This window comes from Aeromonas enterica, assembly GCF_054052465.1.
The window spans coordinates 1-26,007 of record NZ_JBSTYL010000010.1; the positions used below are offsets into that span (position 1 = coordinate 1).

Annotated in this window: 23 protein-coding genes, 1 tRNA gene and 1 riboswitch; of the genes, 11 read left to right on the forward strand and 13 right to left on the reverse strand. The window is 58.9% G+C overall.

Annotation, left to right across the window (positions count from 1 at the left end; translation table 11 throughout):
• Positions 1–111: 111 nt before the first annotated feature.
• On the reverse strand, positions 112–516 hold the full coding sequence (locus ACW5XD_RS12295; RefSeq protein WP_456495123.1) for an H-NS family histone-like protein: 405 nt from the start codon (positions 514–516) through the stop codon (positions 112–114).
• A 321-nt stretch (positions 517–837) separates the two neighbouring features.
• A riboswitch (Lysine riboswitch) is annotated at positions 838–1,009 on the forward strand.
• Between the two features lie 86 nt (positions 1,010–1,095).
• Here ACW5XD_RS12295 and ACW5XD_RS12300 point away from each other — a divergent pair.
• The gene (locus ACW5XD_RS12300; protein WP_456495124.1) at positions 1,096–2,676 is read left to right on the forward strand and encodes a Na+/H+ antiporter NhaC family protein; all 1,581 of its coding nucleotides are present in this window, start codon (positions 1,096–1,098) and stop codon (positions 2,674–2,676) included.
• A gap of 86 nt (positions 2,677–2,762) precedes the next feature.
• On the forward strand, positions 2,763–3,344 hold the full coding sequence (locus ACW5XD_RS12305) for a thymidine kinase (RefSeq protein WP_456495125.1): 582 nt from the start codon (positions 2,763–2,765) through the stop codon (positions 3,342–3,344).
• Positions 3,345–3,398: 54 nt separating this feature from the next.
• Here the strand turns inward: ACW5XD_RS12305 and ACW5XD_RS12310 are convergent, their stop codons facing one another.
• A complete protein-coding gene (locus ACW5XD_RS12310) occupies positions 3,399–4,736 on the reverse strand; it encodes a flavohemoglobin expression-modulating QEGLA motif protein (protein ID WP_456495126.1) in 1,338 nt (445 codons plus the stop codon).
• 157 nt (positions 4,737–4,893) lie between these two features.
• Between ACW5XD_RS12310 and ACW5XD_RS12315 the strand changes: the two genes are divergently transcribed.
• Positions 4,894–5,349, forward strand: a complete 456-nt coding sequence (locus tag ACW5XD_RS12315; RefSeq protein ID WP_084214039.1) for a type III secretion system chaperone family protein — start codon at positions 4,894–4,896, stop codon at positions 5,347–5,349.
• Between the two features lie 216 nt (positions 5,350–5,565).
• Positions 5,566–5,653: transfer RNA gene (locus ACW5XD_RS12320), tRNA-Ser, on the forward strand.
• A 375-nt stretch (positions 5,654–6,028) separates the two neighbouring features.
• Here ACW5XD_RS12320 and ACW5XD_RS12325 read toward each other — a convergent pair.
• Positions 6,029–6,631, reverse strand: a complete 603-nt coding sequence (locus ACW5XD_RS12325; RefSeq protein ID WP_456495127.1) for an XRE family transcriptional regulator — start codon at positions 6,629–6,631, stop codon at positions 6,029–6,031.
• A 43-nt stretch (positions 6,632–6,674) separates the two neighbouring features.
• Here ACW5XD_RS12325 and ACW5XD_RS12330 point away from each other — a divergent pair, with 43 nt between their 5' ends.
• Entirely contained in the window at positions 6,675–7,370 is a 696-nt protein-coding gene (locus ACW5XD_RS12330) for a B3/B4 domain-containing protein (protein ID WP_456495128.1), read from the forward strand.
• Between the two features lie 175 nt (positions 7,371–7,545).
• Here the strand turns inward: ACW5XD_RS12330 and alr are convergent, their stop codons facing one another.
• The 10 genes from alr to ACW5XD_RS12380 form a co-directional block, all read right to left on the reverse strand.
• Positions 7,546–8,700 carry an alanine racemase gene (gene alr, locus ACW5XD_RS12335; protein ID WP_456495129.1) on the reverse strand — a complete coding sequence of 385 codons (1,155 nt, stop codon included), beginning with the start codon at positions 8,698–8,700 and terminating at the stop codon, positions 7,546–7,548.
• Positions 8,701–9,148: 448 nt separating this feature from the next.
• Positions 9,149–10,780, reverse strand: a complete 1,632-nt coding sequence (locus tag ACW5XD_RS12340) for a methyl-accepting chemotaxis protein (protein WP_456495130.1) — start codon at positions 10,778–10,780, stop codon at positions 9,149–9,151.
• A 115-nt stretch (positions 10,781–10,895) separates the two neighbouring features.
• The gene (locus tag ACW5XD_RS12345) at positions 10,896–12,104 is read right to left on the reverse strand and encodes an EAL domain-containing response regulator (RefSeq protein WP_456495131.1); all 1,209 of its coding nucleotides are present in this window, start codon (positions 12,102–12,104) and stop codon (positions 10,896–10,898) included.
• Between the two features lie 2 nt (positions 12,105–12,106).
• Positions 12,107–13,183, reverse strand: a complete 1,077-nt coding sequence (locus ACW5XD_RS12350) for a protein-glutamate methylesterase/protein-glutamine glutaminase (protein ID WP_456495132.1) — start codon at positions 13,181–13,183, stop codon at positions 12,107–12,109.
• The gene (locus ACW5XD_RS12355; protein WP_456495133.1) at positions 13,180–14,049 is read right to left on the reverse strand and encodes a CheR family methyltransferase; all 870 of its coding nucleotides are present in this window, start codon (positions 14,047–14,049) and stop codon (positions 13,180–13,182) included. Before ACW5XD_RS12355 ends, ACW5XD_RS12350 begins: the two co-directional genes overlap by 4 nt.
• The gene (locus ACW5XD_RS12360; protein ID WP_456495134.1) at positions 14,046–14,576 is read right to left on the reverse strand and encodes a chemotaxis protein CheW; all 531 of its coding nucleotides are present in this window, start codon (positions 14,574–14,576) and stop codon (positions 14,046–14,048) included. The genes ACW5XD_RS12355 and ACW5XD_RS12360 overlap by 4 nt, the downstream gene beginning before the upstream one ends.
• Before the next feature lie 10 nt (positions 14,577–14,586).
• Positions 14,587–16,266, reverse strand: a complete 1,680-nt coding sequence (locus tag ACW5XD_RS12365; protein ID WP_456495135.1) for a methyl-accepting chemotaxis protein — start codon at positions 16,264–16,266, stop codon at positions 14,587–14,589.
• A 43-nt stretch (positions 16,267–16,309) separates the two neighbouring features.
• Positions 16,310–18,448, reverse strand: coding sequence for a chemotaxis protein CheA (locus tag ACW5XD_RS12370; protein WP_456495136.1), 2,139 nt, complete (start codon positions 18,446–18,448; stop codon positions 16,310–16,312).
• Positions 18,435–18,755, reverse strand: a complete 321-nt coding sequence (locus ACW5XD_RS12375) for an STAS domain-containing protein (protein WP_456495137.1) — start codon at positions 18,753–18,755, stop codon at positions 18,435–18,437. The genes ACW5XD_RS12370 and ACW5XD_RS12375 overlap by 14 nt, the downstream gene beginning before the upstream one ends.
• A 16-nt stretch (positions 18,756–18,771) precedes the next feature.
• Positions 18,772–19,140 carry a response regulator gene (locus ACW5XD_RS12380; protein ID WP_456495138.1) on the reverse strand — a complete coding sequence of 123 codons (369 nt, stop codon included), beginning with the start codon at positions 19,138–19,140 and terminating at the stop codon, positions 18,772–18,774.
• A gap of 732 nt (positions 19,141–19,872) precedes the next feature.
• On the opposite strand from ACW5XD_RS12380, the gene hybO reads away from it, so the two are divergent.
• The 6 genes from hybO to hybE are packed head-to-tail and all read left to right on the forward strand — an operon-like array spanning position 19,873 to position 25,971.
• Positions 19,873–21,006 carry a hydrogenase 2 small subunit gene (gene hybO / locus ACW5XD_RS12385; protein ID WP_456495139.1) on the forward strand — a complete coding sequence of 378 codons (1,134 nt, stop codon included), beginning with the start codon at positions 19,873–19,875 and terminating at the stop codon, positions 21,004–21,006.
• A gap of 2 nt (positions 21,007–21,008) precedes the next feature.
• The gene (gene hybA, locus ACW5XD_RS12390) at positions 21,009–22,052 is read left to right on the forward strand and encodes a hydrogenase 2 operon protein HybA (RefSeq protein ID WP_456495140.1); all 1,044 of its coding nucleotides are present in this window, start codon (positions 21,009–21,011) and stop codon (positions 22,050–22,052) included.
• A complete protein-coding gene (gene hybB / locus ACW5XD_RS12395; protein ID WP_456495141.1) occupies positions 22,045–23,232 on the forward strand; it encodes a Ni/Fe-hydrogenase cytochrome b subunit in 1,188 nt (395 codons plus the stop codon). The genes hybA and hybB overlap by 8 nt, the downstream gene beginning before the upstream one ends.
• Entirely contained in the window at positions 23,229–24,932 is a 1,704-nt protein-coding gene (gene hybC, locus ACW5XD_RS12400; RefSeq protein WP_456495142.1) for a hydrogenase 2 large subunit, read from the forward strand. Before hybB ends, hybC begins: the two co-directional genes overlap by 4 nt.
• The gene (locus ACW5XD_RS12405; protein ID WP_456495143.1) at positions 24,932–25,462 is read left to right on the forward strand and encodes a HyaD/HybD family hydrogenase maturation endopeptidase; all 531 of its coding nucleotides are present in this window, start codon (positions 24,932–24,934) and stop codon (positions 25,460–25,462) included. The genes hybC and ACW5XD_RS12405 overlap by 1 nt, the downstream gene beginning before the upstream one ends.
• Positions 25,444–25,971 (forward strand): hydrogenase-2 assembly chaperone, encoded by a 528-nt coding sequence (gene hybE, locus ACW5XD_RS12410; RefSeq protein WP_043136585.1) that lies wholly within the window; start codon positions 25,444–25,446, stop codon positions 25,969–25,971. Before ACW5XD_RS12405 ends, hybE begins: the two co-directional genes overlap by 19 nt.
• Positions 25,972–26,007 lie beyond the last annotated feature (36 nt).

The following is a 26,007-nucleotide window of genomic DNA, read 5'->3' on the forward strand; positions in this document are numbered from 1 at the left end:
GAAAGGCAGGGGTATCCATGATGGTAGACCTCAAGGAGATGGCCTACTTCAAGATTAGCCTTTCAACACGTAATTGGGACAGAGCCTTTTTATTGGGCGTAGTTGGCCTGATCAGATGGCAAACTCTTCGAGGGATTTACCGTCGGCAACGGCCTTGGCAATGGCGGAAGGCATACGGCCCTGACCGGTCCAAGTTTTCTCAATACCGTTATCCATATAACGGTATTTGGCAGGACGAGGTGCTCGTTTGCCTTTGGCAGCCTTGGCCGGTTCGGCAACTACGGTGTTCACCAATTCGGCCGGATCAATACCGGCGGCCTTCAACATTTCAGCATATTCGTTAATTTTGCGCTGATGTTCTTCACGAGCCTGACGTTCAGCTGCGTCATCTTGCTGGCGTTCAGCAACAATAGCAGAGAGTTTTTCCAACCCTTCTTCCAATTGCTCCAGTGTCAGCTCACGGCAAGCTGCGCGCAAGCTACGGATATTCAGTAGTACTTTCAAAAATTCGTTCATAGTGTCCACCACGCGAGCAAAGGAGTGAATTAAATAAAAAGAGTAATTTTGGGTAATTTATACGGCAGTTTGCTATTAAGTCAAGATAAGCGAATTAATAAATTTAGAGTGAAAATTAAGTGAACTATTTCAAATTCAGGCTGGATTCAGCCATATTGGCCGATATCATACTCGACTGAGTTCTTGGTAGATGAAAATAGCGACAAAATCAAAATGCTTGCACCATTTGACTACCATTTCGCCATTTTAAAACGCCCTGTATGGGGATTTAATCAAAAAACTTGCTATAACGTGTCGGCACGATAAAATGTGCCTTGAATACCTTTAAGTAGAGGCGCGCTGCCTATGACTACTCGTGCGGAGGGTGATGCCTGTGATGCATGAGGAAAGGAGTCAGCGCCGAAGTGGCCAGGCCATCATACCGGGCTGCTGGTTCTGCATCGAACAGGTGCAGGACTGCCATAGTCATCCACTATGGAGCGCTACCTGAAGGGGCTGAGGAGTATAACCTCCCCATGGGTTTTGTTTCTTTATCCTCTCGGTAGATCTCCACCTGCTGTCTTTAGGTGCAAAGAGATCATGGACATCATTCATTACGCCGACTCTGGTTGGTCTGTCATTCCCCCTTTACTGGCCGTCGCTCTGGCGATCATCACCCGTCGCGTCCTGGTGTCGCTGGGGGTAGGTATCGTTGCCGGCAGTCTGCTGCTCAATCAGTTTTCCCCGCTTGATTCCCTGCATTACATGTTGAATACCGTGCTCAAGATCTTCTGGGTCGACGGTGCACTCAATCGTGACAACGTCAATATGCTGTTGTTCATGCTGCTGCTGGGGGGGCTCATCAGCCTGATGAGTGTCTCCGGTGCGACCCGCGCCTTCGCCGAGTGGGCAGAGCGTCGTGCCAAGACCCGCAAGGGTGCCAAGGCGCTCACCGGCATGATGGTGTTTGCCTTCTTCATCGATGACTTCTTCCACAGTCTGTCGGTGGGGGCCATCTGCCGTCCGGTCACCGACCGCTTCCAGATCTCCCGTGCCAAGCTGGCCTATCTGCTGGATTCCACCGCGGCGCCCGTCTGCGTGCTGATGCCCATCTCCTCCTGGGGGGCCTACATCATCGCCCTGGTGGGTGGCATCATGGCGGCGCACGGTCTGACTGATCAAAGCCCCATCTCCGCCTTCGTCGAGATGATCCCGATGAACCTTTACGCCGTGTTCACACTGATCATGGTGCTGGTGGTGATCGCATTCCAGCTCGACATAGGCTCCATGCGTCAGCATGAGCAATGGGCGCTGGAAGGCAAGCTGTGGGACGAGTCCAAGGGCCGCCCCATCGGTCTGGACATGGAGAGCCCGGAAGAGAGCAACGGCGGCATGATCGACATGGTGCTGCCGATCCTGACCCTGACCGTCGCCACCGTCTACTTCATGATCCACTCAGGCGCCGCCGTGCTGAGCGAGAAAGGGCTGCCGTTCAGCGTGCTCGGTTCGTTCGAGCACACCAACGTCGGTTCTTCCCTGGTTTACGGCGCCCTGTGCAGCCTGGTGGTGTCCATCGGGCTGGCCATGCGCCTCAAACTCGGCGCGAAGAACTGGATGAAAGCCGCGCCGCAAGGGATCATGGCCATGCTGCCTGCCATCAACATATTGCTGTTTGCCTGGACTATCGGCGCCGTGGTGCGCGATGTGGAAACCGGCAAGTATTTGGCGTCACTTGCCAACGGCAACCTGCCGGTGGAAGTGCTGCCAGCCGTGGTGTTCGTGCTCTCCTGCGCCATGGCGTTTGCCACCGGCACCAGCTGGGGCACCTTCGGCATCATGCTGCCACTGGCCGGTGACATGGCGGCCGCCAGCGACATCAGCCTGATGCTGCCTATGCTGGCCGCCGTGCTGGCAGGCTCGGTATTTGGCGATCACAGCTCGCCCATCTCGAGCACCAGTATCCTGTCGGCCACGGGGGCAGGGTGCCATCACATCGATCACGTGATGACCCAGCTGCCCTATGCGCTGGCCATCGCCTTCGGTGCCGCGCTCGGTTACCTGGTCATGGGGCTGATGCATTCCGTGCTGGCGGGCTTTACGGTCAGCGGGCTCTGGTTTGTGATCTTCTCCGGTTACCATCTGCGCAAGGCTCGGCTCCATCGAGAGCTGGCCATCGCATAAATAGAACAAGGGGCCCACGGGCCCCTTGGTTTTGGCAGGGGCTTTGGTTAGCATGCGCCCCATAAATTCAGTTTTGGAACAACACCATGGCTTCACTGCACTACAAATTTGCCACCATGAATTCAGGCAAATCCACCCAGCTCATCCAGGCCCACTTCAACTACCTGGAGCGGGGCATGCAGCCCCTGGCCATGACACCGGCTATCGATGACCGCTTCGGCGTGGGGGTGATCAGTGCCCGGGTGGGCTTGGAGCTGAAGGTGGATGTGTTCAGTGACAGCTGCGATCTGTTCGAGATGGTGAAGGCGCGCCATGCCCAGAAGCGTATCGATGTGTTCATCGTCGACGAAGCCCAGTTTCTGACCCGCGAGCAGGTCTACCAGCTGGCGCGCATCGTCGATGAGCAGGATATTCCCGTGATGGCCTACGGCCTCAAGACCGACTTTCGCGGCGAGCTGTTCCCCGGTTCCTACCATCTGCTCTGTCTCGCCGACAAGTTTGAAGAGCTGAAAAGCATCTGCTGGTGCGGCAACAAGGCGCACATGAACTCCCGGGTGAACGCCGCCGGTCAGGTGATGCGGGATGGTGAGCAGGTAGAAATAGGTGGCAACGATCGCTATGTGTCGCTGTGCCGCAAGCACTATCTGGAAGGACGGGCCTACAAGTGATCCGGCCGCGATAAGAGAGAAGGGCGCCAATCTGGCGCCCTTCTTGTTTTCTACTCAGTCGATCTCGATATCCACCGGGGCAATGATGGGATCGGCCACCGGCAGGCGTTGAAACAGCTGGCGAAAATGCTGTTGTACCCGGCCGATATCGACCAGTGACATGCCGGAGGCAAAACCGAACCAGACGTAGAGGCCGGTGAGATCGCGAAACATCGGCGGCAGGTAGCGGGGGGCGGCAATCAGCCCCTCCAGGTAGTGCTGATAGAGCACAGGAATGTCGTCCAGGGTCACCTTGCCGACGAACAGCATGGGCAGGATCTCGGGGACCCCTTCCAGCACGGCGCTGCGGATGAAGTTGACCGTCTCCACGTAACCGCGCACGTAGGAGAGATCCTTGGTAAAGCAGGCGCCTCCATCGACCATGCCGCCACGAAACACCCGTTGGGTGATCTTGTAGGCGTCGTGTTCGCTGGTACCTTGCGCCACAAAATGCTGGAACACCTCGACAAAATCGGCACCTCCCTCGGCCATGTCGATGGCCATCACCCGATCCGAGATGCGCTTGGCTCGATCCGGAAAGGAGCTGAAGGTGAGCGTCTCGATCAAGACCGCCAACCCCTCCTGACAGGCGGTGATACGCGGCGAGCCGGCGCTGAGCCAGGTGGCGTAGGGCTGCTGACGGCCGTTCAAGGTGGTGCCTACGTGCACCCAGCCTTCGTGCACCTCCAGCACCTGCAGATCCAGCTCGGAGAAACGGGCGTGGGAGTTGAGCTTGATGTAATCGCCGCCGGCGGCGGCGTCCGAGACGATGCCATCGCTCAGCTTGACCTGTACCGTGCCGTCGCTGAAATAGCTCGACAGCTTGCCCTGCAGCTTGGCGACTGCCGCTTCCCCTTCAAACTCCTTGGGGTAGGGGCGCACCAGATGACGGGCGCCGGGCAGGGAGAAGATATCGCACAAGCGGGCTCCCAGCTCCTTGAGGGTCTTGCGATCGCCGCGCAGGTGATCGCTGGCCGAGCCATACAGCAGCTGGCTGTAGCGCAAGAAATCAGGTTGCCCGCGTTGGCGCAGCATCTCGATCACCACCATGTACTGATCGACCGTCTCTTGCAGTATGCGGCCCAGATCGTCCTGAGGGCCCAGCCGACGCCGGATCCTGTCCCGCAACTCCTTGAGCTCAAGATACTTGTTGCGGGGATCGAAGCCGAGGGGCAGGGCATCGTAGAAGTGCTGGTCGATGGCGGGCAGCGTTCGCCCCCCGTTGGCCAGAAAATCAGCCTGTAGGTGACGGGGCCATTTGATGGCATCCAGAATGCGAATGGGCTTTTGCAGGGCCAGCAGTTCATCCGACAGGGATTTCAGATGCAGGCGGTACTTTTCTTGGATGGTCATCAGGCCTTCTGTGGGGTGAAGGTGGGGCGAGAATGGCTGAGTATATGCATAGTGTTTGCCAAAAAGAAGCTGGCTCCCTGCTTATCCCGCCACTGCACTTTTGGTTGCCGGAAAATTGGTTTAGACTGCGCCCCTTGATCCTTATCGTGTCGTGGAAATGATGAATATCCCCAGCTCTGAAATGATAATGCGTTGGTTGCAGCAGGCTCGTATCGAGCACTATGTCTGCGATCAGTGTCATGGCATCCATATTGTCTCCCTGCAGTCCGTCGACGGCATCCAGGAGAGCCGGATCTTTGTCGAAGAGGAAGGGCTGCTGTTTTCATCCGAGCTGGAAGTGCGTCCCTCCTCGCTGCTGCCGCTGATGGCCGAACTGGGTCGCCTCAACATGCAGTACCCGTCGCTCAAGGTGTTCCTCGACATTATCGATGACAACCTGCCGCGCCTCATCGTCGGTCACACTGTGTTCACCAAGGCGGGTCTCTCCGTGGAACAGTTCCTGCTGTTCGTCGAAAGCACCACGGCCGCGACCCATGAAGTGGTGTCCGAATGCGAGCGCCTTGGCTTCCTGAACCTGCCCGAGATCCTGGTCGCGCCGGAATGCGTGCACTGATTTGTGCGTTTAATGTGCGAACGATCCGTCAAGCCAAAAAAAGCCGTTGACGCCGGCGGGGCTTTCCCCTAAATTACGCCCCGTTCCAGCGCAACAGCGCAGCGAATCGTGTTGGCTGAACACGTTAAGCAACAGACCAAAATTTGGTGATGTGCCCAGGTGGCTGCCAGCCGATGACATCGGCAAGCAAGCACAAGCACATGACTAAAACAAATTGGTGAGGTGTCCGAGTGGCTGAAGGAGCACGCCTGGAAAGTGTGTATACGGCAACGTATCGAGGGTTCGAATCCCTCCCTCACCGCCAAATAAAGCAAAAGGGCCTGTCGAAAGACAGGCCCTTTTGCTTTTCCCGTGATCGCTGGTGCGACCCGTGTCCAGATCAGGCAAGCGGGCAGGAGCCACTATGCCGGGTAGCCGAGGCAACCCGTTGGGTGATAGCCCGTTGACGGCGGGCGTATCCCGGCCAAATGTCATCTTGAATAACCGACCTTATGGTCGGTTTTTTTGTTTTCAGGTTTGTCATTTTTCACAGCTTGCCGGGGGAAGATACACTCCTTCGCCGAGCGCTGGCGTCATTGTTTGCGGATCTTCTTCTCGTTGCTGCTATCGCAAGCCATGCTGCTATTGAGTCCGGCCACTGGCTGCGCGAGGCGGCCTATGCCAGCCGCGCCTGCGCAGATCATGCATGCAGCTCCGCGACCGTCATGGTGAATCGCAACGGGCTGTCACTCTCGTTTGAATAGGCATGCGGCACATCCGTGCGTGCTACCGCCGAACAGCCCTGACCAATGACCTGGGTGGTTTCAGCCACCATTAGCGTCAATGAGCCAAGCTCGACGTGAAACAGCTCACATGTCCCTGCCGGATGGCCCTGCGAGCTGAACCGCTCACCCGGGTGCATTTCCCAGCGCCACAGCTCGATCATATCGGGCCCGCTGGTGCCGGCCAGCAGGCGGGCGGACCCTCCCTGCGGGCCTGTCCACAGGGTCGGGATCGCCGAAGGTTCAATCAGATGTACGGTCGGCGTGCTGGCCACGTCAACGATGTCCGCCACCGAGAGGCCAAGTGCCGCGGCTATCTTGCACAAGATGGCAATGCTGGGATTCGCCGTCCCCTTTTCTATCTCGACCAGCATACCCTTGCTCACGCCGGCGCGACGTGACAGCTCATCCAGCGAGATTTTTTGCTGTTTTCTATGTTCCTTGAGCCTGCGAGACACGGCTTCGGTGACGGTGTGAACATCGGCGCCCGCACCGGTCAATATGTTGACTTTCTTGGTCATCGGTCATTATCATGAAATAAAATGGTCAATATAAGGATGTTCCATGAAATCAGTTCTGCCGTCAATTGATCCCCGGATTGCCGCACTTGCCCCGGGCTTCAGGGCCTTGAGCATCACAGTGATGGCGGGCGAGATAGTCAACCCGGCCGTTGCCGATGCCGCGTTGGCGCGAGCCTGCCAGTCGCTGCCCGGCGCCCCTGCCGTGTGGGCCGAGGCGCATCTCTCGGCCTGGGCACGGGTGTTCAAAACGTTCGGGGCCAAGCCCCAGCGGACGCCCTGCTCGGCAGATGCCCTGCGCAAACGGGTGCTGCGGGATGGCAGCCTGCCCAGCATCGATCCCATAGTGGATCTCTACAATGCGATCAGCATAGAGTTCGCCATCCCGGTCGGTGGTGAAAACATCGCGGCCTATCATGGCTCACCACAACTGGTCATTGCCGATGGCACCGAGCTGTTTGACACCATGAAGGAGGGGGTGCTGGCGCAAGAACATCCCGAGGCAGGAGAAGTGGTCTGGAGAGACGAGCAAGGGGTGACATGTCGTCGCTGGAACTGGCGTCAGGGGGTGAGAACCCGGCTAGGAGCCGAGGCAAAGCAGATGTGGTTTATCCTGGAAAGTCTGCCAGAAATGCCGCTGGCCGCACTCCATGAGGCGGGGGCCCGGTTGACGGAAGGGCTGCAACTCATGATGCCTGACGCCTTGATCACGCAGACGCTGGTCGGGTTTGATATCGACTAGCCAGAACAAGACTCCGGGATCTGCAGGGATCAACCGGTCCAGGCCCGGGCGGCTGACCATGGGGCGCGTGAGCCAGCCATCACAGGCTCACCCACACCCAGCGCAGTCCGGTTGCGCCGGGAGTTTCCTATATGACGCTATGTCTTGTGTCTAAATGGAGACGAGGGATCCTGTGCTAGGCCGTGACACGCTGGGCGTGGCCTGTATATGAGGGCATAACGGCGTCTGCCAGAGACTGTGTATTGGCGCTGGGCTGGGCACGCGCAACGAACACCCGGGAGGTGAGGCGGGTCAGCAATTCATAGGGGATAGTCCCTATCTTCTCTGCCACCTGTTCCACCGGCAGACCTTCTCCCCACAGGATCACCTCATCCCCGCACTGATCGCTGGCGCGTGGCCCGAGATCGACCGTGATCATGTCCATGGAGACTCGACCGACGATGGGCACCCGGCGGCCATTGACAAGCATGGGTGTCCCCTCGGGAGCCATGCGCGGATAACCGTCACCATAGCCGACAGCGACCACCCCGAGAGTGGTGTCGCGATGAGCCACCCAGTGGGCGCCATATCCTACCGATTCTCCCCGCTTGCACTCTCTGATGGCAATGAGCTGGCTCTTGAGAGTCATGACGGGGCGCAGCCCATGATCGGTGGCCAGTTGACCTCCGAAGGGGGAGGCGCCATAGAGCATGATGCCAGGTCTTATCCAGTCGCTGCGTGAATCCGGCCAGGCCAGGATCCCGGCCGAGTTGGCCATGGCTCTCTCGCCCGGCAGCTGGGCGGTGAGCACCTTGAACGCCTCGATTTGCTGTTGGGTGGCTTGGCTCTCCTGCTCATCGGACTGGCTGAAATGGGTCATGAGATGAAAAGGCTGCACCACGTTCTTGCATCGGCCAAGCCGCTCGACAAAGGCGGGCAGCTCCTGCGCCCTCACGCCCAGCCGGTTCATTCCGGTATCAAGCTTGAGCCAGACCCTGATGGGAGCCGGCAATTTGGCTTGCTCGAGCAGGGCCAACTGCTCCCAGGTGTGCAATGTGGTCTGCAACTCATGGGCTGCCAGCAGAGAAAGCGCCTCGGCCGAGAAGAAGCCACCCAACACCAGAATGGGTTTGGTGATGGCATTTGCACGCAGTACCAGCGCCTCTTCGAGTCGTGCTACCGCATAGGCATCCGCCTGGACCAGAGTGTTGGCGACCTGCAGCAGGCCATGACCATAGGCGTTGGCCTTGAGGACTGCGATGATCTTGCTGTGGGGGGCGTGCCGCCGCACGACGGCAAAATTGTGATGGAGCGCATCGATATCGATACTGGCCGTAACTGTATTCATCATGGGATCGGGTGTCTGCTCGATGAGGATCGGGGTTGGCTGTTTATCTCAATGTTGATCAGCTGGCTTGGGCGCCTTGTGTCGGGTCACCGGAGACCGCGCCACGAATGTTGGTTTATATGCTTTTAAATGTACCGAGATGTTATCAGTTGTTTTTTGTTTGGTAAATTACGTGGGGAGTGAGAGTGGAGTAATGGCATTAATACGGGATATTCTTCTGTGTAAATGTGCTTGCCAACGCTTTGTTTTGCTCCCTATCACGCGATATTTATCACTGGTTACACCCCTCCAAAAGGCAGGGATTAATATGGCGTTTCAGTGAATTGGCGATCGGGCATTATGCGTGTTGATACGTTCTGACAGGGATTGTGGGAGCCGAGACTGGTCGGGTGAAGGCACGGGGGAGGGGAAAAGCAGGGCTGCCGTGAGCATGGCAGCCCTTGTTGGCCTGTTACACCTTGAAGAAACCTATGCCCTGATTGAGCTGATGGATGATGTCGGTCAGCTGGGAGGCATCGTGGTTGACGCTCTCGGCGGCGGCCACGTTCTCCAGCGACATCTGGGTGATCTCCTCGACCGACTGGGCGATCAGCTGGCTGGCGGCAGCCTGCTCATGGAGCATGGAACTGATCTCCTGAATAAGGCCCACCACCTTGCGGGAGCTCTGATCCACCTGGGCCATGGTATCGCTGGAGCTGTCGGTGGTTTCGCGCACTGTGCTCATGCTGTCGGCACACGCATTCATTCCTTTGACCGCGCCCGTGGCTCCCTGTTGGATCGACTTGAGCATCTCGTTGATCTCTTGCGTCGCCTGGGTCGTCCGCGCTGCCAGAGTGCGCACCTCGTCGGCCACCACGGCAAAGCCACGGCCCATGTCACCGGCCCGGGCCGCCTCGATGGCGGCGTTGAGTGCCAGCAGATTGGTCTGATCCGCCACCCCCTGGATCATCACCGAAATCTGGCTGATGCGGGTGATGTCATCGAACAGCCCCTGCACCTGTTTGGCCGAGTCGTTGACGGCGGAGGTGACCCTGAGCACCTCTTGCGAGGCGTGCTTGACCTGCTCTTCCCCGGTATGGGCAATCTCTCCCGATTGCATCACCACGCTGTTGGCCTGGTTGGCGAAGGAGGATAGCTGGGAGACGGAGGTGGTCAGCTCTTCGACTGATGCAGCTGTGTTGGCGGTCGCCAGCGATTGTTGCTGGGAACTGGTGTTGACCTGCTGGGCGGCGGCGACCAGCTGGGAGGAGCTGGCGGTCAACCCTTCGGCGGCATGCTGCATGGTCGAGACTATGTCACGCAAGCTCTGGCGGGTGCTGCTCATGGCTTGCTGCATCTGGGTCAGCTCATCGTGGCCTTCTGTACTGTCCTGGGCCGTGAGATATCCCTGCGCCAGCTGCTTCAGTTCGTTCATGATGCTGGAGAGTGGCTGGTTGATGCTGGTGCTGAGCAGCCAGCCCAGCAGCAGGGAGAGCATCACGGAACCGGCGAGTATGGTGTAGGTGGTGGTGGTGATATCAGTGACGATCACGTCGCTGTCATCATAGGCCTTCTTGCCTATTTCCTGATTGATGTTCACCAGTTTGCTGAGCAGGTCATCGACTACCTGAAAGCTGGCAGCGGCTTCGCCTTTCATCAGTTTGACGGCCGTGTCGTTGTCACTGGCATAGCTGGCGGCCATCGCCTTTTTTGCCACCTCCTTATAGATTGGCCAGGCTCGGTCAAAATCGGCCAGCGCGGCTTTTTCAGGATCGGTCAATTCCGTTGCCCGGTATTTGTTCAGCAACACATTCATCTGTTGTTCGTAGCCATCCATCTGGCTGGTGATCTTGTCCATGCCGGATTGCGTTGGTTCGATGACATAGTCAAATAACGATCGGTTATGGTAGATGGCCTGCATATTGGCATTGGCAATATCCGTAATAGGGAGCAACTGGTTGAGATACATGTCATTGAGCATGTTGTTGACCGTATTCGTATTTTGCTTACCATATAATCCCACTCCGATCAGAATAAGATTCAGCAGCAAAAACGAGACAATAAGCCGAGTCTTGATGGAGATCCGGCGAAGTAAATTGTTCATGGTAGCCTCATGCTTGTTTTATTTGCGTTCCTTGCAGCGATATCAAGACTGCTCTCTCTTATGTCATCTCACCCCTTATTCAGGTGAGTACCACAATATGGTTGATGGCGGCTGCTTATTTGTTTTTGGCCTGCCACTCTGCAAACCATGTTTCAATCTGCTCAACGGGCAACGGGCGGCTGATGTAGTAGCCTTGGGCCAGCTCGCATCCCAGCAGCGCCAGCTGCTGCCAGTCCTCCTCGCTTTCAACACCCTCAGCGACCGTCTTGAGCCCCAGCTTCTGACTCATGACAATGGCTGATGTCAATATAGCCAGCTTCTTCGGACTGTTATGTGCATCGTGAACAAATTCTTTATCTATCTTGATCTCGGTAAAGGGACAGCGAGATAATTGCTTCATGGAGGAGTATCCGGTGCCATAATCATCCATTGCGATGCCGAAACCTCTGAGCCGCAAACGAGCCAGAGTACCCAATGACATGGAAAGGTTGGACATGAAGGTTGTTTCGGTGACTTCAATAATAATGGCATGACAAGGTAGTTGATGTTCCTGAACGATGGCAATCATGTTTTCAACTAATTTATCGGTGAGTAATAAATTGACCGGTAAATTAATTGAGCAACTGATGGGCGTGGATAGACTGGTTAATTTATTGAGCGCGTCACAGGTGGCATGCAGAAAATGATAAAAGAAGTCCAGCGCCAACTGCCCCTCTTCCAGATGATGGACAAAACAGATGGGGGGAATGACACCGTGCTCGGGATGGATCCAGCGCACCAGAGCCTCAAAACCATAGAGGCGGGCGTCGGCCATGATCACCTTGGGCTGCAAAAATGGCACCAGTTGACGGTTGTCCAGCGCCTGTTGCACATCCTCGGTGGTGAAGGCGAGTTGCATCCACTTCTTGTTCTCCCGATGCACCAGCGGATCGCAATGCTGCAACATGTTGTGCAGATCGCTCTGCTTGAGCGGTTTTGACAGGACGCCGATCACTTCCAGGGTGCCAGCGTCGGCAATGGCGTGGATCACGTCCAGCACATCCCGCTCTACGCCACTCATGACCGCGACAAACATCCGGTAGTGGGTATTCTTCTCCAGGTTGCTGATGAGCTCCACCCCGTCCATGCCCGGCATGTTGAGATCGGTCAGCAGCAGATCGATGCGATCCAGTTGCTGCAACTTGTCCAATGCATCCTGACCATCGTGGGCCACATGGATCTGGCCAAATCCCAGTTCCTGCAGCAGGCAGGTTACCTCATACAGTTGGGTACGGGAGTCATCCACCACCATGGCACTGCGGCCTTGCCATTTTTCCAACGACATAATTACACGCCTCGTTGATCCGGACGGCCAAGCGTCTGGGTTATGTGTGTGAGTGACATGATTTCATCCACGCCGCCATGGGCTATGGCCTCTTTGGGCATGCCAAAAACCACGCAACTGCCTTCATCTTGAGCGATGGTGCGGGCCCCGGTGTCGTGCAGCTCTTTCATGCCACGGGCACCGTCGTCCCCCATGCCGGTCATGATGACGCCAAGTGCGTTATGACCTGCGCTCACGGCCACCGAGCGAAACAACACGTCCACCGACGGGCAGTGGCGGGAGACCGGCGGGCCCTCTTTCACCTCGGCCAGATACTGGGTGCCGCTGCGTTGTATCAGCAGGTGCTTGCCCCCCGGCGCTATGATGGCGACGCCCGGCAGCAGGCGATCGCCGGTGACGGCTTCCTTTACCTCCAGCTGGGAGAGGCTGTTGAGTCGTTCGGCAAAGGACGCGGTGAACCGGGCCGGCATGTGCTGGACGATGGCGATCCCCGGGCAGGTGGCAGGCAAGCGGGAGAGCAGGTACTCCAGCGCCTGAGTGCCACCGGTGGAGGTGCCCAGTGCGATGATTTTCTCCGTGGTGCGAAACGAGATCCGCTCGGAAGGCGGGGAGAGCATCTCATCGGCATTGTGGCGCGGAACAACCGCTATCTGGTTGGTCGCGGGCAGCAGATTGCGCAACTTGGCGCTGACGGCGCCTCGTATCTCCTGAATGAAGTCGTTGGCCGACTGCTGCAGGAAACTCTTGATGCCGATGCTGGGCTTGGTAACGATGGAGATGGCGCCCGCCGAGAGGGCCTCCAGAGTGATCATGGCGCCCTCCTCGGTCAGGGAGGAGCAGATGATGACCGGCGTCGGGTGCTCGGTCATGATCTTCTTGAGGAAGGTCAACCCATCCATGCGTGGCATCTCGATGTCGAGGATGATGACATCGGGCCAGCACTTCTTCATCTGTTGCATGGCGAAGATGGGGTCAAAGGCGGCGCCAATGACCTTGATGTCTGTGGTTTTGTCCAGCATCTCGGTCAGCACTTCCCGCACCAGGGCCGAGTCGTCGACGATCAATACCCGTATGGTCATAGCGGATCCTTTGCCGATGGCGGCAGGCGGCGGTAGCGAGAGGGCGCTTCCTGCACCAGGGGAAGATCCTGCTGGCGAATGATCTCGGAGTGGCCGACCAGCAGATAGCCATCTGGTCTGAGCAACTGGCAGATCTGGGACAGGACCCGGGCCTTGGTGGTTTCATTGAAGTAGATGAGGACATTCCTTAAAAAAATCACATCGAAGTGACGTTCCTGATAGTCGCCACACGACAGCAGGTTCAGATTGGCGAAGGAGACTTTTCTGGCGAGCGCCGGTTTGACCCGGATCTTGCCTGCGTATTCGTCATGACCACGCTGAAAATAGCGCAACCACAGATGGGGTGGCACATGCTGGGCACGTTCAGTCGAGTAGACGGCGCGTCGGGCAAAAGGAATGACCCGGGTATTGATGTCGGTGCCGTGGATGCTCCAGCGTTCGTTGATGCCAAACTGCTCGGCCAGCACCATGGCGGCAGAATAAGCCTCCTCGCCGGTGGAGCAGGCCGCTGACCAGACGCGAAGTGGCTGGCTGCGACTGGCGAGCAACTGCTCGGCATGGTGCTTGAGCCAGGTGAAGTGCTGGGTTTCACGAAAAAAATAGGTCTCGTTGGTCGACAGCAGGTTGATGGCGAGTTGGCGTTCCTGAGGGTCGAGGGGCTGGTTTATCCGTTCCCAATAGGCTTGGTAGCTGGTAAGGCGCAACGCCCGCAGGCGCTTGGCGAGCCGGGACTGCACCAGCGCCCGTTTGCAGGGAGCGAGATCTATGCCCGCCGTGTTGAGAATGAAGCGCCGAAACAGATCAAATTCACTCTGGCTGAGGGTCGGGACCAGCTCCGAGGTGAACAGCGGCGCCACCATGTTCATCCGCCTTGCTCTTGCGAGAACAGCTGGCCGGTGGCGGCTTCGGCCATGGCGCTCAGTTCGGCGATGGAGAGGGCCTTGTGCATGTCGAGCAGGATGGCGAACCGCTGATCTATGGTCACGACCCCCTGAATGAAGTCGCCCCGGATGTGGGTACCGAAGGTCGGTGCCGGCTCTATGGTGTCGGTTCGGATCTCCAGCACCTCGCATACCGCATCCAGCAGCATGCCGATCTCCTGCTCCTCCCCGTTGCTGTTGGGCAGGGAGAGAATGGCGACGCAGGTAGTGGACAGCAGCGGGGTCTGTGCCCTGCCAAAGCGAATGGAGAGATCGATCACGGGCACCACGGCCCCCCGCAGGTTGATGATGCCTCGCACGAAGCGCGGCATCATGGGGACCGGGGTCATGCCTTCGAACTCGATGATTTCACGGATGCAGCTTATGTCTACCCCATACAGCTCGCCCTCCAGCATGAAGGTGACGCAATGGAAATGGGAGACAGTGGCGGCAGGAGCAAAGGTATCTCTCATCGGCCGGCTCCTAATAGTTGGTGAACTTGCCGTCGTCGATTTCCCGCTCCAGATCCTCTTCGTGGAAGGGGGGCGTACGGGCAAACCCCTTCTTCGGTTTGGTGCGTCTGGTGGCGGAGTAGGTAGCGCTGTGCAGCGGATGAGGTTGGCGGTTGTTGCCGCCCCTGAGCGTGAATTGCTGCATCAGTTCCTGCAGTTGCAAGGCGGTGGAACTCAGCTCTTCCGAGGTGGAGCTGAGCTCTTCCGCCGAGGCGGCAGAGGCCTGCATGCCATCGCTTATCTGGGTCACGGCTATGTTGATCTGGGAGACGCTGGCCCGTTGCTCGCGGGAGGCGGAGGCTATCTCCTGCACCAGAGTGGCGGTCTGATCGATGCCGGGCAGCATCTCGCGCAACAAAGAACCGGCCTGTTCGGCAACGCTGACGGATCGACCCGCCAGTTCACCTATCTCCTTGGCGGCGGTTTGTGACCGCTCGGCCAGTTTTCTCACCTCGGCGGCGACGGTGGCAAAGCCTTTGCCGTGCTCACCCGCCCTGGCCGCTTCGATGGCGGCATTGATGGCCAGCAGATCGGTTTTGTTGGCAATGTCATTGATGACGGTGATGCGCGAGGCTATCTCCTTCATGGCATGTACCATTTCGCCAACCGCCTTGCCACTGTCGGTGGCGCTGCTGGCGGCCTTGGTCGAGATGTTTTCGGTCACCCTGGCGTTGTCGGCATTCTGGCTGACGGTGGCTGTCATCTCCTCGACCGAGGCGCTGGTCTGTTCGACGCTGGAAGCCAGTTCGGACGAGGTTTGGGAGAGGGCATTGGCGGTGGCGGCGACCTGTTCTGAGGCCGAGCCTATCGCCTCCGACATGGCACCCACCTCGTTGAGGGTATCGGAGAGGCGGTGAGCCATGCTCTTGATCGCATAGAGCAGGCTGCTGGTGTCGTCGGCTTTGAGCACCACAGGGGTAGAGAGATCGCCGTCGGCAACCCGGGCCACCACCTGTACCGTATAGGAAGGGTCTCCCCCCAGCTGGCGCAATATGCTGCGGGTCACCAACAGGGCCAGAACGAAGCAGATGAGAAAGGCGCAGCTGGCAATGGCGATCAAAAGTTGCAGGTTGTCCTGATAGATAGCCTGGCTCTCTTCCAGAGACTGGCCGGCCAGCTCGGCGTTGATCCTGACCAGATCGCTGAGCAGGGCGTCGGCGGCGTCGAAGGCAGGGCGCCCCTTCTCGCCCATCAGCCGGAAGGCGTTACGCTCGGCTTCCCCATCCTGGCCCGGTGTCTGGGCCTGCTTGAGGATCTCGGTGGTGTACTCTTGGTAGGCTGACCAGGCTTGATCGAAGCGGGCCAGCAAGTCCACCTCACGCTGGGTAAGAGAGGTCTTGCGGTAACTGGCCAGAAAGTCCCACATCCCTTTCTCGAATTTGTCGATATTGGTCAGTGCCTGACTCTTGAGGTCGGTATCCACCTCGCCAATGTAGCGATAGAGGGCCCGGTTCTGGTAGACCGCATAGATATTGGCGTTGGCTATGTCCTTGATGGGTAATAGCTGATTGGCGTGCATGTTGGTGACGAGCTGCACCATGGTCTTGGTGGAGTAGTAGCTGGTGAGTGTCAGCACCACCAGCAGCACCATGAGAATGGAAAACGAGAACACCAGCTTTGTTCTGACTTGCAAGTTGTGAAACCAGTCCATGGCTCTACTCCGTAAATCCTGTTAATGACAGTATGGTCTGTGGTCAATGTCTGATGGTGAACAGGGCATCGGCCTGCTGATGAAGCAAATGTTGCTCCCGCCGCCACGCCAGCTGGATGAGCTGGGGCACGTCGAGAATGAGCGCCGGCTGGCCATTGCCCAGAATGGTGGAACCGCTGACGTAACGCAGGGATTTGAACAAGTCTCCCAACGGCTTGATCACCGCCTGTACTTCGCCTATCAGGCGATCCACCACGATACCGGCACGGTTGTCGGCGTAATCGACCATCACCACGAACTCGGGCTCGGTGGCGGCCGGCAGTGCAAACAGTTCGCGCAGGACAATGAAGGGAACCCACTCCCCGCGCACGTTGATCTGGCGACTCTGGCTGTGCAGGGCATTCGGCGGCAGGTCGATGCACTCGACCATCATGTCGAGGGGGATCACCAGGGAGGCGTGATCCACCTCAATCCGGAAGCCGTCGATGATGGCCAGGGTCAGGGGCAGCCTGAGCCGGAAGGTAGTACCCATCCCCAGTCGACTCTCGATGGTGGTTTCGCCGCGCAGAAATTCCAGGTTGCGCTTGACCACGTCGAGCCCGACGCCCCGCCCGGAGAGGTCACTGACATCGGTGGCGGTCGAGAACCCCGGCATGAACAGCAGCTGGAAGATCTCCTGCTCACTGAATACCTTGCCCTCCGGCACCATGCCCTGGGCGTGGGCCTTGGCGAGGATCTTGTCGCGATCTATGCCCCGGCCGTCATCGCTCACTTCCACCACCACGGCACCGGCGTCGTGGTAAGCATTCAGGGTGATCACTCCTTGTGCTGGCTTGCCGGCCGCCAGCCGCACAGCCGGATCTTCGAGGCCGTGATCGGCGGCGTTGCGTACCAGATGCATCAGGGGATCGGTCAGCTTCTCGACCATCGACTTGTCGATGTCGGTGTCGGCGTTGCGGATCTGCAGCTGGATCTCCTTGCCCGTCTGCTGGGAGAGTTCGTGCACCAGTCGCGGGAAACGATTGAAGATCTCGTTGATAGGCACCATGCGCAGGGTCAGTGCATCGTCACGTATCCCCTCCACCAGGGTGTTGACGGTGGCGACTGATTCGATGAGCTCCGCATCCCCCCTGAGCCTGGCCTGCAGTGTGGTGGCCGAGGTGGCGATCACCAGCTCGCCGACTCGGTTGATCAGGCGATCCAGCTTGGCTGCCTCGATCCGGATGTAGTGGCCTTCGGCGCGCAGTTGCGGCTTGGCCTGAACCAGAGGGGCAGGAATGGGGGCCGGCTCGGGCTCCATTGGTGCCGGCGTCGTGGTGGCACAGGGCAAGTCGCCGCTCGCGATACGGGCTGCTTCCGCTTCGGTCAGTGCCTGGGCGGCCACCCAGCGTTGCAGCTGGGCCGAGAGCGGTTCATCCCGCCATGCTGCCAGCCGTTGGCCCTGCTCGGCAAACAGCACCAGATCCTGATGGGGCGTAAGCAAACTGATGAGGCTGGCATGGGCGACAAAGTCGAAGGTACCCAGGATCCGCTCTCTGGGTTCGGCACTGAGCAGGCCTATCTCGTAGCCAAGAAAGCATTCGGTGGGATCGAGCAGTTGCAGCGGCGGCCACTCGTGCCAGACTGGCTGGATGAAGTGGATCTGCCCCAGATTGGCCAGATAGCGGATGAAGGCAAGCAGATCGAAGCCATCCTGATACAGGGCCGGATAGAAGCGCAGGGAGAGGTGCCAGGGACGCAGATCCTGTGGGATGACGGGGGCAGGCGAGGGCATGGCCAGCGGCTGGCTGGGCAGGGTCTGATGACCCTGCAACTGGGAGAGCAGAGCCAGGATCTGCTGGGTTTCGGTCTGCTGCAGTTCGGGATTGTGCTCGGCGCCCTGCAACAGATCGCGCAGTTGATCGTTGCAGGCCAGCAACAGGTTGATCAGGTGTTCATCCAGCGCTATCTCGCCGCTGCGCAGTCGCGCCAGCATATTTTCCATGGCATGGGCGAAGCGCACCAGCATGGTCAGCCCCAGCATGCCCGCCGACCCCTTGATGGTGTGAGCGGTGCGAAACATCAGGTTGTAGGTGTCGGGGTGGGCCGGATAGGTTTCACGATCCAGCAGGGCATGTTCCAGGTTGTCGCATTGCTCATAGGCCTCTTCGAAAAAGAGGGCGCGGGCCTTATTGATGTCCATGAACCGCCCCCTTTGAACCAACGTCTGTCCACAGCCCCAGCTCGGTCAATACGCCGTGGGCGACACACTCATCGCTCGCCAGCAGTTGCAGCCGCTTGCCCTGCTGGCTCGCCTCCTGCTGCAGGATGGCGATGAGCTGGGCGCCACAGCCGTCGAGCACCTCCAGCGGGTTCAAGTCCAGATTCAGGTCGGCAAAGTTGAGCAGGCCGAACAAATCGTCCTGCAGATCCCCGAGTGTCATGATGCTCAGTTCGCCGCTCAGGGTGGCGGTGGGGGGTGTTTGCCGGGTATCGAGTTCCAGACTCATGACAGTCGCTCCCGCGTCATGGTTGCACCACCTTGTAGACATCATCGAGCAGCTTGAGCGGCTCGAACGGTTTGGTCAGCCAGACCCGGGCGCCGGCCTCGAACCCCTCTCGCTTGATCTGAGCGGAGTCTTCCGTGGTCAGCATGATGAAGGGGAGATAGCGGGTCGTCTGCTGTGCCTTGACCCGTCTGAGCAGCGTCATGCCATCCATGCCGGGCATGTTGAGGTCTGAAATAATGAGGTGTACGCGTCGGTTGTCCAGCTGGATGAGGGCAGCCTCGCCATCGCCTGCTTCGATAACGTCAAACCCTGCGCTGCTGAGTGTCATGGTGATGGCCGCCCTGATCCCCACTGAATCATCCACCACCAGTATGGTTTTGCTCATTGGTCATCCTCATCGACTTCATGGACCCTTTGCCCCCAGAGCCAAGGGCAGGGCCCGTGCCGGGCCCAGTGATAATTGTTGTTCAAGAGTCTGATGTTGGAGAGATTTTTTATGTCATCACTGACCAATAGCGGCAAATGGCACCAATTGTGCAAGCCCGGTGCCGCAAGTGGCAGGGTGAGAGGGGCGCGGCCATCTGCAGCACAGGAAGGCTAGTGAGAAACGGGCAGGCGCCGCGTTGGCACCAGTTAATTAATCAAGTGATGGAGTTCTATCTTGAATAGCAGGGCGGATTATATTCTCAAAGCTGATAATAAATATCGTTCGCGCGTTTATTTCGGTTGGTTACATATAATCATACAAATCGGAAAGGTATATATTGTTAGCCTCTTTTGGCGCGGTTAAATAATCCATGGTTGGTAACATAAAGACCATGTCAAATAGTGTGACAACGCTTTCATTCTGATTATTTAACATCACAAATTAACGGATAATTTAAATGAATTTAATTATTAAAAGTGTAAATTTACCCCCTACGGGGTATTTGTTGGCTTTGGTGTGGTTTTGTAAGTCTATGCTACATATGGAGTTTTTAAATTAATTATGATGGGTTTTATATTTGGATAATGTCCCGTCACTTGATGGAGATCAACGCAGGTCAGGGGGGGAGTACTTAGCATTTCCGCTATTAAGCATTTATCAAACAAGTGCTCACTAACGGGAATAAGAAGAATGGTCGAGGATACTTTTTTATCGGCTCATGGAATTAATCGCCGTGACTTTATGAAATTGTGCGCCGGGATGGCCGCAACCCTGGGATTAAGCCAGAATGCCGTGGCCAAGATGGCCACCGCGCTCACCAGCCCCGAGCGGCCGCCGGTGATCTGGATTGGCGCGCAGGAGTGCACGGGTTGCACCGAGTCACTGCTGCGCTCAACCCACCCCACCATCGAAAACCTGATCCTCAACACCATTTCGCTGGAGTACCACGAGGTGCTCTCGGCGGCCTTTGGCCATCAGGCGGAAGAGAACAAGCGCAACGCCATCGAACGCTACAAGGGCAAGTATGTGCTGGTGGTGGATGGTTCCATTCCGCTCAAGGATGGCGGCGTCTACTGCATGGTGGCCGGTGAACCTATCGTCGACCATATTCGCCGCGCCGCCAGTGACGCCGCCGCCGTCATCGCCATCGGTTCCTGCTCTGCCTGGGGCGGGGTGCCTGCCAGCGGTGGCAACCCGACCGGTGCCGTCAGCCTGGAGGAGGCCCTTGGCAATATCGGTACCCCCATCATCAATATTCCCGGCTGCCCGCCCAACCCCCACAACTTCCTCACCACGGTCGCCTACTACATCACCTACGGCAAGCTGCCGGCGCTGGATAGCAAGAAGCGTCCGCTGTTTGCCTATGAGCGGCTCATCCACGAGAACTGCGAGCGCCGCCCGCACTTCGATGCGGGGCGTTTTGCCAAGGAATTTGGCGACGAGGGCCACCGTCAGGGCTGGTGCCTCTACCATCTTGGCTGCAAGGGGCCGGAGACCTACGGCAACTGCTCGACCCTGGAGTTCTGCGACGTGGGCGGCGGCATCTGGCCGGTGGGCATAGGCCATCCCTGCTACGGCTGCAACGAGCAGGGGGTGGGTTTCAGCAAGGGGATCTTCCAGCTCGCCAAGGTCGAAAATCCGACTCCCCGGGTGGAGAAACCCGACGTGGCCATTCAGGAGGGAGGATATATGTCGCCGACGGCCACCGGCCTCATCGGTGGTGCCCTCGGGGTGCTGGTCGGGGTGAGCCTGATGACGGTGCGTGAACTCGGCCGCCAGCAGAAGCGCCACGAAGCCGGGCAGCCCCCATCACGGGAGGAGTGACCGTGAACAGACGCAATTTCCTCAAATTTGCCTCTGCCAGCGCGCTGGCGGCAGGGGCTGTTGCGCCCGGCAGCGCCATGGCGGCGGCCAAGAACAAGCCGCCGATTCCCGGATCGCTCGGCATGTTGTACGACTCCACCCTCTGCGTCGGCTGTCAGGCCTGCGTGGCCGAGTGTCAGCGTCTCAACGGCAACCCGGTCAATCCGGCGGGGGAGCAGACCTGGTCCAACAACGACAAGCTGACCCCCTACACCAACAACATCATTCAGGTGTGGAAGAGCGGCACGGGTGAGCACAAGGATCAGCTGGTGGATGGCTATGCCTACATCAAGAAGCAGTGCATGCACTGCGTCGATCCCAACTGCGTCTCCGTCTGTCCGGTGCAAGCCCTCAAGAAGGATCCCAAGACCGGCATAGTCCACTATGACCCGGACGTCTGCACCGGCTGCCGCTACTGCATGGTGGGCTGCCCGTTCGATGTGCCCAAATACGACTACGACAACCCGTTCGGGGCCATTCACAAGTGCGAGCTCTGCAACCAGAAGGGGCTTGAGCGGATCAATCAGGGCAAGTTGCCCGGCTGTGTCGAGGTGTGCCCCACCGGCGCCGTCATCTTCGGTACTCGTGAGGATCTGATGTCCGAGGCCAGGCGCCGCCTGCTGGCGAGCCCCGGCAGCGAGTATGCCTATCCGCGCCAGACCCTTAACGCCAACGACCCTTATCTGCATGAAGTGCCGAGTTACCAGCCCTACGTCTATGGCGAGAAAGAGGGGGGCGGCACCCAGGTACTGGTGCTGGCCGGGGTGCCTTACACCAAGCTCGACATGCCGGATCTGCCGGAGCTCTCCTCAGGGGCGCGCTCGGAGCATATCCAGCACACCCTCTACAAGGGGATGGTGCTGCCACTGGTGGTGCTGACCGGCCTCTCGGTGCTCATTCGCCGCAACGCCAAGAAGCACGATCAGGCGCACCTTCATGACGAGGACCATGTGCCGGGACAGGGCAAAGAGCCGGGTTCTGACAAGGGAGGCAAGGATCATGAGTAATCACAAGGCACATCCGCTCGGTGGCAAGCTGGTCAGCTGGCCGGTCATGGTGCTGGCGCCCTTCGTCATCCTGTGCGGCATGCTGATCTTGAAGCGCCTCATCTTCGGGCTGGGCTCGGTCACTGATTTGAACGGCGGCTACCCCTGGGGTCTGTGGATCTCGTTTGATCTGCTGATCGGCACCGGTTTTGCCTGCGGCGGCTGGGCACTGGCCTGGGCCGTCTACGTCTTCAACCGGGGCGAGTATCACCCTCTGGTGCGACCGGCTCTGCTGGCGAGCCTGTTCGGCTATTCGCTGGGCGGCCTCTCCATCACCATAGACGTGGGGCGTTACTGGAACCTGCCGTACTTCTACATTCCGGGTTTCTTCAACACCTCCTCTGTGCTGTTCGAGACAGCAGTCTGCATGACCATCTATATCGGGGTGATGGCGCTGGAGTTTGCACCCGTGCTGCTCGAGAAGTTCGGCTGGAAGACCTCCATGGCCCGGCTCAACAAGATCATGTTCTTCATCCTGGCGCTGGGGGCCCTGCTGCCCACCATGCACCAGTCCTCCATGGGATCCCTGATGATAGTGGCGGGAGAGAAGATCCATCCGCTCTGGCAAAGCTACGAGTTGCTGCCGGTCTTCTCCTTGTTGACCGCCTTCATCATGGGCTTCTCCATCGTGGTATTTGAAGGATCTCTGGTGCAGGCAGGGCTGGCGGGGCGCGGTCCCAACGAGAAGTCGCTGTTCTACAAGCTGACCCAGGTGATCGACATCTTCCTGATCCTGTTTGTGGCGCTGCGCTTTGCCGAGATTGTCATCAACGACAAGTCGGAGTACCTCTCTGAGTGGAATCGCTACGCCTTGATGTTCTGGAGCGAGATTGCGCTGATGATCTTCCCGCTGCTGGTGTTCCACTGGGACAAGAGCCGCCGCGATTCGCGCATGTTGTTCCTGGGGGCCCTCAGCATGCTGCTGGGCGCTGCCCTCTGGCGACTGGATTACTCCCTGCTCGCCTTCAACCCCGGCAATGGCTACCACTACTTCCCCTCCGCGGCGGAAGTGCTGATCTCCTTGGGCTTCGTCGCCATCGAGGTGTGTGCCTATTTGCTGTTGATCCGGCTGCTGCCGGTACTGCCATCACTTGAACGTGTTCACCAAGATTATCAGGCCCGAGGGAAAGCCAACGTATGAGCCAACGTATCACCATAGACCCCATCACCCGTATTGAGGGGCACCTGCGTATCGACTGCGAGATCGAAGGCGGCATAGTCACCAAGGCCTGGTCGTCCGGTACCATGTGGCGCGGGATGGAGGAGATCGTCAAGGGCAACGACCCGCGCGATGCCTGGATGATAGTGCAGCGCATCTGCGGGGTATGTACCTCCATTCATGCCATCGCTTCGGTGCGGGCGGTGGAGAACGCCATCGGTGCCAAGGTGCCGGTTAACGCCCAGTACATCCGCAACCTCATCATCGCGGCCCACAACATCCACGATCATATCGTCCACTTCTACCAGCTCTCGGCGCTGGACTGGGTGGACATCACGGCGGCGCTTGAGGCCAACCCGCAAAAGGCGGCGGACATCCTCAAAGGGGTGTCCACCTGGTCCCTCAACAGTGCCGAAGAGCTGACCAAGGTGCAGGACAAGATCCGCGCCCTGGTGGCGAGCGGCCAGCTCGGCATCTTTGCCAACGGTTACTGGGGTCACAAGGCCATGAAGCTGAGCCCGGAGGTGAACCTCATCGCCGTGGCCCACTACCTGCAGGCACTGGAGTGCCAGCGCGATGCCAACCGCATCGTCGCCATCCTCGGCGGCAAGACGCCCCACATCCAGAATCTGGCGGTGGGCGGGGTAGCCAACCCCATCAACCTGGATGCCCCTAGCGTGCTCAACCTGGAGCGGCTGCTCTATGTGAAGAGCTTCATCGACCGGCTCGGCGAGTTCATCGAGCAGGTCTACAAGGTGGATGCCGCCATCATAGCCGCTCACTATCCCGAGTGGCTGAGCCTGGGGCAGGGGGCCAAGCATTACCTGAGCGTGCCCGAGCTTCCCACCGATGCCAAGGGTGGCAGCTTTCTGATGCCGGGTGGCTACATCGAGAACGGCGATCTGGCCGGCTATCGTCCCATCGAGAGCCATCAGGATGCCTGGCTGATGGATGGCATCGCCGAGAGCAACAAGCATGCCTGGTACAAGGATGACGAGCCCCTCAAACCGTGGGAGGGCAAAACCGAGCCCAACTACACCGGCTGGCAGGATGACGGCAAATACTCCTGGGTCAAATCCCCCACCTTCTACGGCAAGGTGGTGGAGGTGGGGCCGCTCGCAGACTTGCTGGTGAAGCTCGCCGCCAAGCACCCGGAGACGGTGGCGCACTTCGACCAGTTGAACGGCATCTACAAGGCGCTGACCGGCTCTGCCATCAAGACCGAACAGCTGCACTCCACCATGGGCCGCATCATAGGCCGCGCGGTACGCTGCTGTGTGCTCAAAGACACCTTGTCTCATCAGTGGAAGGCGCTGGTGGACAACATCGGCAAGGGGGATTTCAGCGCCTACATCAAGACCGAAATCCCGGCGGACAAGGAGTTTCGCGGGGTGGGCTTCGAGGAGGCGCCGCGCGGCATGCTCTCCCACTGGATCGTCATCAAGGAGGGCAAGATCGCCAACTATCAGGCGGTGGTGCCATCGACCTGGAACTCGGGCCCGCGCAACTTCAACGACGAACCCGGTCCTTACGAGCAGGCGCTGGTGGGCACGCCGGTGGCGGATCCCGCCAAACCGCTGGAGGTGGTGCGCACCATCCACTCGTTCGATCCCTGCATGTCCTGCGCGGTGCACGTGGTGGATACCCAGAATGGCGAAGTGACCCAGGTGAAGGTGCTGTGATGAACACCTTGATCCTGGGGGTCGGCAACCTCTTGCTGAGTGACGAGGCGGTCGGGGTGCGCCTCGTCGAGGCGCTGGGGCGCGAATACCGTTTCGCCCCCGGCATCGATCTGCTGGACGGCGGTACCGCCGGCATGGAGCTGCTGGAAGCCATGGCCAGTCGTGACCACATCATACTGGCGGACGCGGTGCGCAGCGGTAACCCGCCGGGCACTGTGGTGACCCTGCAGGGCGAGGAGATCCCGACCCTGTTTGGCCGCAAGATCTCCCCGCATCAGCTGGGGCTGGCGGACGTGCTCTCGGCGCTGCACATGACGGGGGAGTCGCCAAAGCGGCTCACCCTGATAGGGGTGGAACCTGAATCACTCGAGCCCCGCATTGGCCTCACCCCGGTGGTGGCGGCGGCCATGGGAGAGGCGAAGGATAGGATCTTGACCCTGCTGGCCAGCGTCGGCGCCCCCGCCATTGCGCTTTCCGAACAGGAAAAGGCAAAACAGGAGCAGGAGGGCCTATGGCGCAGTCCCATTTGAGCGAGGCTGATGCCGTGCAGGAACGCGTGCAGGAGTTCATGGGTTTTGCCACCAATCCCGCGCCCCTGCTGGTGGCCCAGTATGAGCGGATTGCCCGGGAGCAGATGCAGGGGTTGCCCTTCTACCACGCCACCATGCCCATAGTGGCCGAGTGCGTGCTGTTTGAGGGGCAGTGGCTCGGTTGCGTGCTTACCCCCTGGATGCTGAGCCTGGTGGTGCTGCCGGGGCCGGATCAATGTTGGCCCGTGCGCAGCAGCAGCGATCGGCTCGCCCTGCAGCTCCCCTGCGGCAACATGACCTTCATGGTGGGCGAACTGCCCGAGACGGGGCAGTTGCTGGCCTGCTCCCTGATGTCGCCGCTCGATCCGCACCTTGGTGCCGATGAGGGGCGCTCGCTGGTGAGCAGCACCCTCAAGATGCTGCACTCCTTGCCTGTGCAGCAAGGCGCCGCCGGCGTGGATCTGGGGCGCAGACGGCTGTTTGGTGCCCGTCGTGGCCAACCGGCATAGCTGCTAGGTTTCACGCGAAATCAAGTTTAGAATAGG

Coding starts and splice junctions, on each gene's coding strand:
- ACW5XD_RS12350 (WP_456495132.1), bottom strand. CDS start 13,183: ATGACCATACGGGTATTGATCGTCGACGACTCGGCCCTGGTGCGGGAA.
- hybB (WP_456495141.1), top strand. CDS start 22,045: ATGAGTAATCACAAGGCACATCCGCTCGGTGGCAAGCTGGTCAGCTGG.
- ACW5XD_RS12310 (WP_456495126.1), bottom strand. CDS start 4,736: ATGACCATCCAAGAAAAGTACCGCCTGCATCTGAAATCCCTGTCGGAT.
- ACW5XD_RS12325 (WP_456495127.1), bottom strand. CDS start 6,631: ATGACCAAGAAAGTCAACATATTGACCGGTGCGGGCGCCGATGTTCAC.
- ACW5XD_RS12380 (WP_456495138.1), bottom strand. CDS start 19,140: ATGAGCAAAACCATACTGGTGGTGGATGATTCAGTGGGGATCAGGGCG.
- ACW5XD_RS12405 (WP_456495143.1), top strand. CDS start 24,932: ATGAACACCTTGATCCTGGGGGTCGGCAACCTCTTGCTGAGTGACGAG.
- ACW5XD_RS12295 (WP_456495123.1), bottom strand. CDS start 516: ATGAACGAATTTTTGAAAGTACTACTGAATATCCGTAGCTTGCGCGCA.
- ACW5XD_RS12370 (WP_456495136.1), bottom strand. CDS start 18,448: ATGGACATCAATAAGGCCCGCGCCCTCTTTTTCGAAGAGGCCTATGAG.
- ACW5XD_RS12355 (WP_456495133.1), bottom strand. CDS start 14,049: ATGAACATGGTGGCGCCGCTGTTCACCTCGGAGCTGGTCCCGACCCTC.
- ACW5XD_RS12340 (WP_456495130.1), bottom strand. CDS start 10,780: ATGAACAATTTACTTCGCCGGATCTCCATCAAGACTCGGCTTATTGTC.
- ACW5XD_RS12330 (WP_456495128.1), top strand. CDS start 6,675: ATGAAATCAGTTCTGCCGTCAATTGATCCCCGGATTGCCGCACTTGCC.
- ACW5XD_RS12315 (WP_084214039.1), top strand. CDS start 4,894: ATGATGAATATCCCCAGCTCTGAAATGATAATGCGTTGGTTGCAGCAG.
- ACW5XD_RS12345 (WP_456495131.1), bottom strand. CDS start 12,104: ATGTCGTTGGAAAAATGGCAAGGCCGCAGTGCCATGGTGGTGGATGAC.
- ACW5XD_RS12375 (WP_456495137.1), bottom strand. CDS start 18,755: ATGAGTCTGGAACTCGATACCCGGCAAACACCCCCCACCGCCACCCTG.
- hybE (WP_043136585.1), top strand. CDS start 25,444: ATGGCGCAGTCCCATTTGAGCGAGGCTGATGCCGTGCAGGAACGCGTG.
- hybO (WP_456495139.1), top strand. CDS start 19,873: ATGGTCGAGGATACTTTTTTATCGGCTCATGGAATTAATCGCCGTGAC.
- ACW5XD_RS12305 (WP_456495125.1), top strand. CDS start 2,763: ATGGCTTCACTGCACTACAAATTTGCCACCATGAATTCAGGCAAATCC.
- ACW5XD_RS12365 (WP_456495135.1), bottom strand. CDS start 16,266: ATGGACTGGTTTCACAACTTGCAAGTCAGAACAAAGCTGGTGTTCTCG.
- hybC (WP_456495142.1), top strand. CDS start 23,229: ATGAGCCAACGTATCACCATAGACCCCATCACCCGTATTGAGGGGCAC.
- alr (WP_456495129.1), bottom strand. CDS start 8,700: ATGATGAATACAGTTACGGCCAGTATCGATATCGATGCGCTCCATCAC.
- ACW5XD_RS12300 (WP_456495124.1), top strand. CDS start 1,096: ATGGACATCATTCATTACGCCGACTCTGGTTGGTCTGTCATTCCCCCT.
- ACW5XD_RS12360 (WP_456495134.1), bottom strand. CDS start 14,576: ATGAGAGATACCTTTGCTCCTGCCGCCACTGTCTCCCATTTCCATTGC.